The organism is Glutamicibacter nicotianae, from assembly GCF_002797775.1.
Classification (GTDB): Bacteria; Actinomycetota; Actinomycetes; order Actinomycetales; family Micrococcaceae; genus Glutamicibacter; species Glutamicibacter nicotianae.
In genome coordinates this window covers 607,179-620,835 of sequence record NZ_PGEY01000001.1, presented here as the reverse complement: position 1 = coordinate 620,835, position 13,657 = coordinate 607,179, and the positions used below count along the sequence as shown (strand labels likewise).

Genomic DNA, 13,657 nt, shown 5'->3' with positions numbered 1-13,657 from the left:
TCTTGTAACTCATCCGTATTTATTGGTTAGAGGTTGTTGTCTCGTAACCGCATAGTGAACGCGAACAGCATTGAAAAATATCAGTTCAATCATTGTTTTATTGTGTGTTGTAAGCCATCGGCCTATTAGTACAGGTCAGCTGCACAAGTCTTCAGTCCTTGCTTCCACATCCTGCCTATCAACCCAGTGGTCTAGCTGGGGGCCTCTCACACACAAAGGTGCATGGAAATCTCATCTCGAAGCAGGCTTCCCGCTTAGATGCTTTCAGCGGTTATCCCTTCCAAACGTAGCTAATCAGCGATGCACTTGGCAGTACAACTGACACACCAGAGGTTCGTCCGTCCCGGTCCTCTCGTACTAAGGACAGCCCTTCTCAAATTTCCAACGCGCGCAGCGGATAGGGACCGAACTGTCTCACGACGTTCTAAACCCAGCTCGCGTACCGCTTTAATGGGCGAACAGCCCAACCCTTGGGACCTACTCCAGCCCCAGGATGCGACGAGCCGACATCGAGGTGCCAAACCATGCCGTCGATATGGACTCTTGGGCAAGATCAGCCTGTTATCCCCGAGGTACCTTTTATCCGTTGAGCGACGGCCCTTCCACGAGGTGCCGCCGGATCACTAGTCCCGACTTTCGTCCCTGCTCGAGCTGTCACTCTCACAGTCAAGCTCCCTTGTGCACTTACACTCGACACCTGATTGCCAACCAGGCTGAGGGAACCTTTGGGCGCCTCCGTTACATTTTAGGAGGCAACCGCCCCAGTTAAACTACCCATCAGGCACTGTCCCTGAACCAGATCATGGTCCGAAGTTAGGTGACCGGTACAGCCAGAGTGGTATTTCAACGATGACTCCACCTGAACTAGCGTCCAAGCTTCACAGTCTCCCACCTATCCTACACAAGCTGCACCGAACACCAATACCAAACTATAGTAAAGGTCTCGGGGTCTTTCCGTCCTGCTGCGCGTAACGAGCATCTTTACTCGTACTGCAATTTCGCCGAGTTCATGGTTGAGACAGCGGGGAAGTCGTTACTCCATTCGTGCAGGTCGGAACTTACCCGACAAGGAATTTCGCTACCTTAGGATGGTTATAGTTACCACCGCCGTTTACTGGGGCTTAAATTCTCAGCTTCGCCACAAGGGCTAACCAGTCCTCTTAACCTTCCAGCACCGGGCAGGAGTCAGTCCGTATACATCGTCTTGCGACTTCGCACGGACCTGTGTTTTTAGTAAACAGTCGCTTCCCCCTGGTCTCTGCGGCCCACACCCGCATCAGAGAAGCAAGTTCTCATCACGGGGCAGGCCCCCCTTCTTCCGAAGTTACGGGGGCATTTTGCCGAGTTCCTTAACCATGATTCTCTCGATCGCCTTAGTATTCTCTACCTGATCACCTGTGTCGGTTTGGGGTACGGGCGGACTGGGACCTCGCGCCGATGCTTTTCTAGGCAGCATAGGATCACCGAATCACCCCGAAAACGGGGCGCCTATCAGGTCTCAGAAACATGAGCGGCGGATTTGCCAACCGCTCTTCCTACACCCTTGGACCAGGTCAATTCCATTGCCTGGCTCGGCTACCTTCCTGCGTCACACCTGTTAATACGCTGACCTCACTGCATCGGTTCCCACCACATCAACCAACAAGACACCTAAAAGGCATCAACACTGGAATCCGTCATGGTTAGCATCCACAGCTCAGTATGGGCGGTCCTTCGCCGGTACGGGAATATCAACCCGTTGTCCATCGACTACGCCTGTCGGCCTCGCCTTAGGTCCCGACTAACCCAGGGCAGATTAGCTTAACCCTGGAACCCTTGATCATTCGGCGGACGGGTTTCTCACCCGTCATTCGCTACTCATGCCTGCATTCTCACTCGTGTGGCCTCCACCGCTGGTTTCCACCGCGACTTCACCGTCCACACGACGCTCCCCTACCCATCCAAACACCCAATCGAAACCAGGTTAATATTTGAATGACGCAACTTCGGCGGTGTGCTTGAGCCCCGCTACATTATCGGCGCGGAATCACTTGACCAGTGAGCTATTACGCACTCTTTCAAGGGTGGCTGCTTCTAAGCCAACCTCCTGGTTGTCACAGCAACTCCACATCCTTTTCCACTTAGCACACGCTTAGGGGCCTTAGTTGGCGTTCTGGGCTGTTTCCCTCTCGACTATGAAGCTTATCCCCCACAGTCTCACTGCTGCGCTCTCACTTGCCGGCATTCGGAGTTTGGCTAAGGTCAGTAACCTTGTAGGGCCCATCGCCTATCCAGTAGCTCTACCTCCAGCAAGAAACACGCAACGCTGCACCTAAATGCATTTCGGGGAGAACCAGCTATCACGAAGTTTGATTGGCCTTTCACCCCTACCCACAGCTCATCCCCTCCATTTTCAACTGAAGTGGGTTCGGTCCTCCACACGCTCTTACACGCGCTTCAACCTGGCCATGGGTAGATCACTTCGCTTCGGGTCTAGATCACGCCACTCAAACGCCCTATTCAGACTCGCTTTCGCTACGGCTTCCCCACACGGGTTAACCTCGCGACGTAACACTAACTCGCAGGCTCATTCTTCAAAAGGCACGCCATCACCAGGGAACAAGTCCCCAGCTCTAACGGATTGTAAGCGCACGGTTTCAGGTACTATTTCACTCCCCTCCCGGGGTACTTTTCACCATTCCCTCACGGTACTGATTCACTATCGGTCATCAAGTAGTATTCAGGCTTACCAGGTGGTCCTGGCAGATTCACACAAGGTTTCACGGGCCCCGTGCTACTCGGGTATCAACACTAGAACGGCAGACACGCATTACACCTACGGGACTATCACCCTCTCTGGTCCGGCATTCCAACCGATTCACCTATACGCCTGCACCTCATCCCACCAGCAAGATAGCACTGGTACATGTCAACCCCACAACCCCGGTGATGCAACGCCTATCCGCTATCACACACCAACCGGTTTAGCCCCATCCGCGTTCGCTCGCCACTACTAACGGAATCACTGTTGTTTTCTCTTCCTGCGGGTACTGAGATGTTTCACTTCCCCGCGTTCCCTCCACACAGCCTATACATTCAGCTGCAGGTCACACCACATAACATGGTGCGGGGTTCCCCCATTCGGAAATCCTGGTCTCAACGTCCGGTTATCGACTCCACCAGGCTTATCGCAGATTCCCACGTCCTTCATCGGCTCTTGATGCCAAGGCATCCACCGTGCGCCCTTAAAAACTTCAACACAAATCAAAGTCTCAGAATTGAGCAATAAAACAATCTAACAAAATCACGCAGACAAGACTCCAACACCAACCAATCCCAGGAAAAGGACCAGCCAGCTCATCTCATCTGCAAGATGCTCGCGTTCACTATACAGTTCCCAAACAACAACCCCGCACCCCCGCAACAACACCCCAAAACCAACACCAACCAAAGGCCAGCATCAATCCAACAGGACATCCTTGCAGCAAACACAGGACAAACACCGAAACACCAAGAACCCCTCACCCAAGCGAACACCACCAGGACCCTCCCCACAGGAAGAACCCCGGCAACCATTCACCAGGAAAGGAGGCTTGTTGCCTCAAAACCCAACAGCATGCCAAACCATACAAACCACACAACACCCACACACCGCATTCCAGCACCGCAAGAAGAAAACCCCCTGCAATGCGTACTAGCAGATGCCCAAGCACCACGCGGCCACAGCCAATACCCCGCACCAGCATCAGCCAGCACGTTTTCCGGTATTGAGTCCATTGATATTCCACCCATGAGCAACCCACCCGGACAACACTCGTGTCCAGCATGGGCAACCAATAATGGTTAGCTCCTTAGAAAGGAGGTGATCCAGCCGCACCTTCCGGTACGGCTACCTTGTTACGACTTAGTCCCAATCGCCAGTCCCACCTTCGACGACTCCCCCCACACAAGGTGGTTAGGCCATCGGCTTCGGGTGTTACCAACTTTCGTGACTTGACGGGCGGTGTGTACAAGGCCCGGGAACGTATTCACCGCAGCGTTGCTGATCTGCGATTACTAGCGACTCCGACTTCATGGGGTCGAGTTGCAGACCCCAATCCGAACTGAGACCGGCTTTTAGGGATTAGCTCCACCTCACAGTATCGCAACCCATTGTACCGGCCATTGTAGCATGCGTGAAGCCCAAGACATAAGGGGCATGATGATTTGACGTCATCCCCACCTTCCTCCGAGTTGACCCCGGCAGTCTCCCATGAGTCCCCACCACTACGTGCTGGCAACATGGAACGAGGGTTGCGCTCGTTGCGGGACTTAACCCAACATCTCACGACACGAGCTGACGACAACCATGCACCACCTGTGAACCAGCCCCGAAGGGAAACCCCATCTCTGGAGCGGTCTGGCACATGTCAAGCCTTGGTAAGGTTCTTCGCGTTGCATCGAATTAATCCGCATGCTCCGCCGCTTGTGCGGGCCCCCGTCAATTCCTTTGAGTTTTAGCCTTGCGGCCGTACTCCCCAGGCGGGGCACTTAATGCGTTAGCTACGGCGCGGAAAACGTGGAATGTCCCCCACACCTAGTGCCCAACGTTTACGGCATGGACTACCAGGGTATCTAATCCTGTTCGCTCCCCATGCTTTCGCTCCTCAGCGTCAGTAAATGCCCAGAGACCTGCCTTCGCCATCGGTGTTCCTCCTGATATCTGCGCATTTCACCGCTACACCAGGAATTCCAGTCTCCCCTACATCACTCTAGTCTGCCCGTACCCACCGCAGATCCGAGGTTGAGCCTCGGACTTTCACGGCAGACGCGACAAACCGCCTACGAGCTCTTTACGCCCAATAAATCCGGATAACGCTTGCGCCCTACGTATTACCGCGGCTGCTGGCACGTAGTTAGCCGGCGCTTCTTCTGCAGGTACCGTCACTTTCGCTTCTTCCCTACTGAAAGAGGTTTACAACCCGAAGGCCGTCATCCCTCACGCGGCGTCGCTGCATCAGGCTTGCGCCCATTGTGCAATATTCCCCACTGCTGCCTCCCGTAGGAGTCTGGGCCGTGTCTCAGTCCCAGTGTGGCCGGTCACCCTCTCAGGCCGGCTACCCGTCGTCGCCTTGGTGAGCCATTACCTCACCAACAAGCTGATAGGCCGCGAGTCCATCCCCCACCGATAAATCTTTCCACCCCGCACCATGCGGTACGAGGTCATATCCGGTATTAGACCCAGTTTCCCGGGCTTATCCCAGAGTCGGGGGCAGGTTACTCACGTGTTACTCACCCGTTCGCCACTAATCCACCCAGCAAGCTGGGCTTCATCGTTCGACTTGCATGTGTTAAGCACGCCGCCAGCGTTCATCCTGAGCCAGGATCAAACTCTCCATAAAAAATAAAAAGCCACCAGCAACCCCTTGGAAAATAAGGGCGAAGCCGATGAAGTCCTGGCGAATAATAAAACACTCAAGAACACTGCACGGGGGTGCAATGCCTCAAGCAAATGTTATGTATTCACCAAATAAAAATATTCGGTATCAACAAACTTGGCACACTATTGAGTTCTCAAACAACAAACACTCTCGACACCACACCAGCCATCCTCTGATGGCCACTGCTTCGCTCCGGAGCAACTTTTCCAGCTTACCACCGCGATGACCATTGTCAACTCGGTATTTCAGACTGGTTCACCCCGCTGTTTCCGATTCGCCTTTTCAGGCCGTCCTGATCAGCGGCGCGAGATAAAACTTTACACGCATCCGGCCACGACGCAAAATCGGCCGGCAGGCTTTTTTTCCCTTAGTATTTCGAGCTTGACTAGGAATTTTGTTAATTTGGTACAACAAAACCGCCAGAAAAGTGTCTTGGTTCACAAGTTTTCTGGCGGTTTCGTGTAGTGCAGCTGTTCGCGGGCCTTACTTGACCAGTTCAGCCACTGCCATGTTCTTCTTGCCGCGGCGCACGATCGCGTACCGGCCATGCAGGAAGTCCGACTCGGCCAGTTCGGTTTCGATGCCGTCGACCTTGGCGTTGTTCACGTAGGCGCCGCCTTCGGCTACCGTGCGGCGCGCTTCGGACAATGACTTGCTCAGGCCCGATGCCACCAGGACATTCAGGATGCCCAGATCGTCCGCGGCGACCTTTGCCGAAGGCAGCTCGGCGATGACCGATTCCAGGGTAGGAAGATCGATTGCGCCAAGATCGCCATTGCCGAAGACCGCAGCCGAAGCGGCGATCACCTGTTCGGTGGCCTGCACTCCGTGAACCAGGGAAGTGACTTCCCAGGCCAAGGTGCGCTGGGCGACGCGCTTGAACGGGCGCTCGGCAACCTCGGTTTCCAATTCCGCGATCTGTTCGCGGGACAGGAAGGTGAAGACCTTCAGGCGGTCGATCACGTCGGCGTCGGCGGTGTTCAGCCAGAACTGGTAGAAGGTGTACGGGCTGCACATCTCGGCATCCAGCCAGATGGCGTTGCCCTCGGACTTGCCGAACTTCGTGCCGTCGGAATTGGTGATCAGCGGCGTGCCGTAGGCGTGCACCGAGTTGCCCTGGACCTTGCGGATCAGGTCGGTGCCGCTGGTCAGGTTGCCCCACTGGTCCGAGCCGCCGGTCTGCAGGGTGCAGCCGTACTGGCGGTTCAGCTCCAGGAAGTCGTAGCCCTGCAGCACCTGGTAGGAGAACTCGGTGTAGCTGATGCCCTCGTCGGAGTTCAGGCGCGCGGCCACGATCTCCTTCTTGACCATGGTGCCTACGCGGAAGTACTTGCCCACATCGCGCAGGAAGTCCAGGGCCGAGAGCTGCTGGGTCCAGTCCAGGTTGTTGACCAGGCGCACCGCATTCTCGCCTTCGGCGGAGAGGAAGCGGGAAACCTGGGCCTGGAGCTTGGCGACCCATTCGGTCACGGTTTCCTTGGTGTTCAAGGTGCGCTCGGCGGTCTGCCGCGGGTCGCCGATCAGGCCGGTGGAACCGCCCACCAGGGCCAGCGGCTTGTGGCCGGCCAGCTGCAGGCGTCGCATGTTCAGCAGCTGCACCAGGTTGCCCAGGTGCAGGGACGGCGCGGTGGGATCGAATCCGCAATAGTAGGTCACAGATTCTTCGGACAGGGCTCGTTCCAGCTCGGCTTCGTCGGTGGACACGTGCACCAGGCCGCGCCACTTCAATTCCTGCCAGACGTTCTCGAAAGATGCGTCGTTGCTCTGTCCCGCAATCACGGGATTCTGCTTCGTATCAGACATGCTCACTGTGACCATTTTCTGTCTTCGTTCTGCCCCGAGTGCACGCATTTGCCTGCGTGCACCTGTGATCGCGCCGGGAGTCGGGGTTGCGTTCCCGGCACACAGGTTCAAGGTTATCGCCTGCCGGCGGGCTCGTGCCACTTGCCCGGCCCACCCCTTGGTCACATCTGCAACCGCGCGGGCCGCTAGGCTTCCATGCCCTCGGGCAACTCGCGGGCGTGGACCACGTGCAGCCGCTGGGTGGTGCGGGTCATCGCCACGTACAAATCGCCGACGCCGCCGTCGACCTCGTCCACCAGCTCGGCAGGTTCAAGGATCAGCACGCCGTCGAATTCCAGGCCCTTGGACTCGCGCGCGGTGATCACCACGATGTCCTGGCTCAACCCGCCCGAGCCGCTGCCGACGCGGTCGCCGTAGACCTGCTCGACCGCCGCGCGGATGCGGGCCAGATCCTGCTGCGGCACGATGATCGCCTGCAGTCCCCCGGCCGAATATTCCAGTTCTTCGCGCAGCGCGGCCAGCACCGCCTCCTGCACTCCGTCGGCCGTGGTGCGGGTCAGCACCGGCGGCCAGTCGCCCTCGCGGACCGCCTGCGGGGTGGTGATGCGCAGGCCGGCGGCCTGGGCAACGCGCACCGCCGCGTCGGCGATCTGCGCGGGGGTGCGGTAGTTCACGGTCAGTTCTTCGAGTTCGAAGCGGTCGCCGAAGAACGGCTCCAGGGCCTGGGACCAGCTGCTGGCGCCCGAGGCGGCCGAGGTCTGCGCAATATCCCCGACGATGGTGAAGGACTTCATCGGGCAGCGGCGAATCAGCAGGCGCCACTGCATCGGCGAGAGCTCCTGCGCCTCGTCGACGACGATATGCCCGTAGGCCCAGGTGCGGTCGGCCACCGCGCGTTCGGCGGCGGTGAGCCGCACGGCAGTTTCCTGGTTCACCCCGGCTACCTGCTCCGCGGTGACCACGCCGTCGATGCCGGCGTTTTCCAGCATCGTGTGCATATTGCGCAGGGCGGCCTTGGCGTTCTCCACATCGGCCTCGTACTGGGCGGTGCGGGCGCCTTCCAGCGGGTCGGCGAAGTCGCCGAGCAGCCCGGCGGCCTCGTCCAGCAGCGGCACATCGGCCTCGGTGAACGGCGAGCCGGCCCTGCGGTACAGGGCGTCACGTTCGTGCTCGGAAAGGTGCGGCGCCGCGGCGGCCAGCAGGTGCGGGGTGGCGAAAAGCTCGGCCACCAGCTGCTGCGGGGTCATCGGCATCCAGCACAGGTTCAGCGCCACGCGCACATCGTGCGATTCGCGCACTTCCTGCGGCAGGTAGGAGCGATCGGTGGTCGAGGACTGCCCGGCCGATTCCTCCAGCTTGCGGCGCAGCTGCTCGGCCAGGTCGCCCACCAGCACCTTGACGAAGGTTTCGCGGGCCTCGTTGTAGGGCTTGCGGGTGTGGCGGGCGCGTTCGCGTGCGTTCTTGACCATCTTCGGGGTCAGCGTCAGGCGCGTGCCCTCCACCACCAGGGTCCGGTTTTCCGGGATCAGCCGCTGGCGGTTGCGCACCGCGTTGGCGATGACCTTGGCCATGGACAGCTGGCCCTTGAGCCGGGCGACGGTGCGGTTGGTTTCCGGCACGGCGTGGATGCCGTGGTAGAGATCGCCCACCGAGGACATGACCACGCCGGTCTCCCCCAGCGAGGGCAGCACGCGCTCGATGTAGCGCATGAAGGAGTTGGAGGGGCCGACGATCAGCACGCCGGCGTTCTTCAGCCGTTCGCGGTATTCGTAGAGCAGGAAGGCCGCGCGGTGCAGGGCGACGGCGGTCTTGCCGGTGCCCGGGCCGCCCTGGACCACCACTGCCCCGGGCAGCTGGGCGCGGATGATCGCATCCTGCTCGGCCTGGATGGTGCCGACGATGTCGCCCATGCGGCCGGTGCGCTTTTCGCGCAGCGCCGCCATCAGCGCGCCTTCGCCGTGGTGCGTGTGGCCTTCGTCCAGCCAGGTCTCGTCGAGCACGTCGTCCTCGATGCCTGCCACGGAGCGGCCCTTGAGCATCAGGTGGCGGCGGCGGCGCACTCCGCGCGGATTCAGCGCGGTGGCCTGGTAGAACGGGGCGGCTTCGCTGGCCCGCCAGTCGATCATCAGCCGGTTCAGGTCCTCGTCGGACAGGCCGATGCGGCCGATGTAGCGCGGCGTGGCCGCGGAATCGGCGTCGCCGGCCTGCTGGCTCTGGCCGTTGGCCGCCATATCCAGGCGGCCGAAGACCAGGCGGTCCTCGACAGCGTCGAGCTGGGCGATCCGGTCCTCGTAGAGGGTGGCGAAGGAGTCGCGTTCGGACATGTTCTGGAAGGTGCCTACGGCCCCCTGGGCCCGAGTGCGTTCAAGCTGCTCCAGCTTTTCGGCGCGCAACTCGTCCAGCCGCGCATACAGGCGGCCCACATACTCGGATTCAGCTAGCAGATCGGCCTCGATGGTGTCGGTCAACCCAGTTTCCCCTCGCGCTCAAGATGTGCCCGTGTGCAGGGCGCAGGGCCCCGCGTGCAACGGTTCCCGCGTAAAAACGCAGGACAGATAATGATACGCGCCTTTTCGCCGGCGCAGGTAATCCCGTGCGCCATTGCCCGCGCGCGGTCCGGGCCCGCCGGAGGGTTGTTCGCCAGCGGCGTGGAACCGTGGCGGATTGTTACCCGCCCACACAGGTTCAGGAATGCACGACCTGCAAGGACACGACCTGCTGCCCCGGCAGCTTGGCGCGGCCGCCCAGGCCGTCGAGTTCCAGCACGACGCCGACGCCGGCGATCCTCGCGCCGGTCTGCTGGAGCAGGCGGACCGCCGACCCGACGGTGCCGCCGGTGGCGAGCACGTCGTCGAGGATCAGCACGCGGGTGCCCGGGGCGATCTCGTCCTTGTGCACCTCCAGGCAGCTGGTGCCGTACTCCAAGGTGTACTCGTCGCGGTAGACCTCGCGCGGCAGCTTGCCTGCCTTGCGGATGGTCAGCATGCCCTTGCCCGAGGCGTAGGCGGCCGCCGCGGCCAGCACGAAACCGCGCGCTTCGAGGCCCGCGACGATGTCGAACTGCCCTTCGAAGGGTGCGATCAGTTCGTCGACCATGCGGCGCAGGCCGACCGGGTCGGCGAAGACCGGGGTGAGGTCCTTGAAGGAGATCCCCGGCTGCGGGTAGTCGGGCACGATCTCGCACAGTCGGTCCAGCAGGTCGCTAATGCTCTCAGAAGTAGTCACGTCTGCCAATTTTAGTCCCTTTGCGTGCAGCTTTTCCCACGCTCGTGCATAATCATGAGCACATTCCGGGTGGCGCCTGCGCCGCGTCGGGGCATTCCGGAAGCTCCCGGCGTGGCCTAGCGGGCCATCAGCCGATCGCTGGGCCAGGGCAGCAGCTGCGGGTCGGCGGCCGAATCGGCGGCCGCGGTCACCTGCACCGGCCCGGCTGCCGGGCGTCCAGCCATCCAGGCGGCCAAATCGAAATCCGTGCCCGAGAGGACCCAGGACTTCGCGCCACCCCCGAGCACGATCGGGGTTTTCCCATGCGGCTGCAGTACCAGGCGCGTTCCTTCCGGGACGCGGGCTTCGAGCGCACGGAACAGGTGCGCGCTGAAGGCCGCCGGCCAGCTGGCGGCCGGGCGGACGAATTCGTCCAGGTCGGTGGCGTGAATCAGCATCTCGCGCCAGGTCGCGTACATCAGGTCCGCGGCCGTGGCGCCCGGGCGGTACCCCACCGGCTGCTCCCAGACGTCTTCGACGCCGGGCAGGACGGCGCGCAACTGGGCCAACCCGTCGGTGGCCAGGGCACGCAGGGATTCGGGACGCATCAGCGCGGTCATGTTGATCGCCTCGATCCGGCCCTCGGCGCCGCCGTCGTACATCGAGGGCAGCTGGTCCGCTCCGGCGTGCTCGAATTGGCGCACGGCGGCCTTCGCGAAGGAGGCCAGGTGCGCGATCAGCTGGGCGGTGCTCCACCCCGGCAGCGAGCTCGGCTTGGTGTACTGCGTGGCCGGAACCTCGCGCAGCTGCACGGTCAGCTCATCCAATGCGGTGGTGACCTGTGCGATCAGTTCGGCCGGAGCCAGGAGTTGTGTCATGAAGCACACTCTAGCGCGAACCTGGGACAAATGCGCAAGGGCAGGAGGCTGTGGTTGAAACGGCAGCGGCCGCCGGGCGGGATGCTTCCCGATCGACGGCCGCTGCCACGTGGACAGTGCTACTTGGCCCAGGCCTTGATCTCGGCCAGCTGGCGTTCGAACTCTTCCAGCTGCGCCGCGACGGCGCTCGGGGCGGTGCCGCCCTGGCCGTTGCGGGCGTTCAGCGAGCCCTCGGTGGAGAGCACCTCGCGCACCGCAGGGGTCAGATACTCGGAGATCCCGGCGTAGTCCTCGTCGGTCAGGTCCCACAGTTCCACGCCGCGCGATTCGGCCAGCTGCACGGCCGCGCCGGACAGCTCGTGGGCGTCGCGGAACGGCACGCCCTGGCGGACCAGCCATTCGGCGATGTCGGTGGCCAGCGCGAAGCCCTGCGGGGCCAGCTCGGCCATGCGCTCGGTATTGAAAGTCAGCGTGCCCATCATGCCGGCCACCGCAGGCAGCAGGATTTCCAGGGTATCCGCGGCGTCGAACACCGGCTCCTTGTCTTCCTGCAGGTCGCGGTTGTACGCCAGCGGCAGCGCCTTGAGCGTGGCCAGCAGGCCGGTCAGATCGCCGATCAGGCGGCCTGCCTTGCCGCGGGCCAGCTCGGCAATGTCCGGGTTCTTCTTCTGCGGCATGATCGAGGAGCCGGTGGAGAAGGAGTCATGCAGCTTCACGAAGCTGAATTCCTTGGTGGCCCAGAGGATGACTTCTTCGCTCACGCGGGACAGGTCCACGCCGATCATGGCCGCGATCCAGGAGAATTCGGCGAACACGTCGCGGGCGGCGGTGCCGTCGATCGAGTTGTGCACGGCGGAGTCGAAACCCAGCTCGGCGGCGACGAAGTTCGGATCCAGGCCCAGGGTCTGGCCGGCCAGCGCACCGGAACCATAGGGCGAAACAGCGGCGCGCTTGTCCCAGTCGATCAGGCGCTGCACGTCGCGCAGCAGCGGCCAGGAGTAGGCCAGCAGCAGGTGCGAGAGCAGGATCGGCTGGGCATGCTGCAGGTGGGTGCGCCCTGGCATCGGCGCATACGGGTGGGCCTTGGCCTGCTGGACCATGGCGTCCAGGGTGTCGATCACGCCGCGGGCGATGATCCGCGCGTGGTCGCGCAGGAACATGCGGCCCAGGGTGGCGATCTGGTCATTGCGCGAACGGCCGGCGCGCAGCTTGCCGCCCAGGGTGGTTCCTGCGCGCTCCAGCAGGCCGCGTTCCAGCGAGCCATGGACGTCCTCGTCGGTGGGCGCGGCAACATAGGCCTCGGAGAGCACGTCTGCTTCCAGCTGGTCCAGCGCGGTGATCATGTCTGCCAGCTCGGCATCGGTGAGCAGGCCAGCGCGATTGAGCACCTTGGCATGGGCACGGGATCCGGCAATGTCGTAGCTGGCCAGGCGCCAGTCGAAGTGGGTGGACTTGCTCAGCGCTGCCATTGCATCCGCTGGGCCGCCGGAGAAGCGACCGCCCCAGAGCGATCCTTCATTTGTTGACGAGGCCATGGCCCGTTCCTTTCTGCCGGTAAAAATTGCACTGCACCCTACTCTAGCAAAGCTTTATGCAATGCAACTCATATTTATGCAACGTTGTGCCAATTCATGCATCGCATGATTTCCGCCGTGGCCTGCGTGGCGATGATCGATGGAGCTCTGGAACACGCAGGAAACCTTAAGTTTTGCCTCTTCCAGTCCTCAGCGCCCGGGCGTATGGTGTGATCATAGAGCCGATACGGAACGATCTTCGGAGGTACCAAATGGAAATCCAGCTGTACCGGGGCGACATCACCACCCTGAAAGTTGATGCCATCGTCAATGCGGCTAATCCTTCACTGCTCGGTGGTGGCGGCGTCGACGGCGCCATCCATGCAGCCGCCGGCCCCAGCCTGCTGGCCGCCTGCCGGGAGATTCGCGCCAACCGCTACCCCGACGGAATCCCCTCGGGCATTGCCGTCATCACCAAGGCCGGGAATCTGCAGGCCAAGTGGGTCGTGCACACCGCAGCTCCGAATCTGGCGCTGATCAAGCCGAACCCGAAGATCCTCGATGACTGCTTCGTGAATTCCCTCTACGTCGCCGCCCGCCATGAGGCCCACTCGATCGCGTTCCCGGCGATTGGCGCAGGAGCCTTCGGATGGGATCCCGAACAGGTTGCCGACATCGCCCATGCAGCCATCAGCCGGTGGGTCGAGACCAACAAGCACATTTCACCGATCCACAAGATCATTCTGGTGGCCCATACCGACGAGGTCCAGGCAGCTTTCGAGCGCGCATTCTCGCTTCACGCCGTGGAGGAGCTTGCCGCCTGATCCGGCCCGATCGGCATCAACGCACGAAAACTGCC

General features: G+C 61.3%; 6 protein-coding genes and 2 rRNA genes. 1 reads left to right on the top strand and 7 read right to left on the bottom strand.

Annotation, left to right across the window (positions count from 1 at the left end):
* Nucleotides 1-104: 104 nt before the first annotated feature.
* The 7 genes from ATK23_RS02825 to argH form a co-directional block, all read right to left on the bottom strand.
* A 23S ribosomal RNA gene (locus tag ATK23_RS02825) occupies nucleotides 105-3,238 on the bottom strand.
* A 596-nt stretch (nucleotides 3,239-3,834) separates the two neighbouring features.
* Nucleotides 3,835-5,360, bottom strand: a 16S ribosomal RNA gene (locus ATK23_RS02820).
* The 16S and 23S rRNA genes sit together here, the layout of an rRNA operon.
* 522 nt (nucleotides 5,361-5,882) lie before the next feature.
* Nucleotides 5,883-7,202, bottom strand: coding sequence for a tyrosine--tRNA ligase (gene tyrS / locus ATK23_RS02815; protein WP_066140254.1), 1,320 nt, complete (start codon nucleotides 7,200-7,202; stop codon nucleotides 5,883-5,885).
* A 185-nt stretch (nucleotides 7,203-7,387) separates the two neighbouring features.
* A complete protein-coding gene (locus ATK23_RS02810; RefSeq protein WP_083515467.1) occupies nucleotides 7,388-9,670 on the bottom strand; it encodes a HelD family protein in 2,283 nt (760 codons plus the stop codon).
* A gap of 217 nt (nucleotides 9,671-9,887) precedes the next feature.
* The gene (locus tag ATK23_RS02805; RefSeq protein WP_100339233.1) at nucleotides 9,888-10,436 is read right to left on the bottom strand and encodes an adenine phosphoribosyltransferase; all 549 of its coding nucleotides are present in this window, start codon (nucleotides 10,434-10,436) and stop codon (nucleotides 9,888-9,890) included.
* Nucleotides 10,437-10,543: 107 nt separating this feature from the next.
* Nucleotides 10,544-11,284 carry a maleylpyruvate isomerase family mycothiol-dependent enzyme gene (locus tag ATK23_RS02800; RefSeq protein WP_066139037.1) on the bottom strand — a complete coding sequence of 247 codons (741 nt, stop codon included), beginning with the start codon at nucleotides 11,282-11,284 and terminating at the stop codon, nucleotides 10,544-10,546.
* A gap of 119 nt (nucleotides 11,285-11,403) precedes the next feature.
* Nucleotides 11,404-12,819 (bottom strand): argininosuccinate lyase, encoded by a 1,416-nt coding sequence (argH, locus tag ATK23_RS02795; protein ID WP_066139039.1) that lies wholly within the window; start codon nucleotides 12,817-12,819, stop codon nucleotides 11,404-11,406.
* 251 nt (nucleotides 12,820-13,070) lie between these two features.
* On the opposite strand from argH, the gene ATK23_RS02790 reads away from it, so the two are divergent.
* The gene (locus ATK23_RS02790) at nucleotides 13,071-13,622 is read left to right on the top strand and encodes a macro domain-containing protein (RefSeq protein ID WP_066139043.1); all 552 of its coding nucleotides are present in this window, start codon (nucleotides 13,071-13,073) and stop codon (nucleotides 13,620-13,622) included.
* Nucleotides 13,623-13,657: the final 35 nt, after the last annotated feature.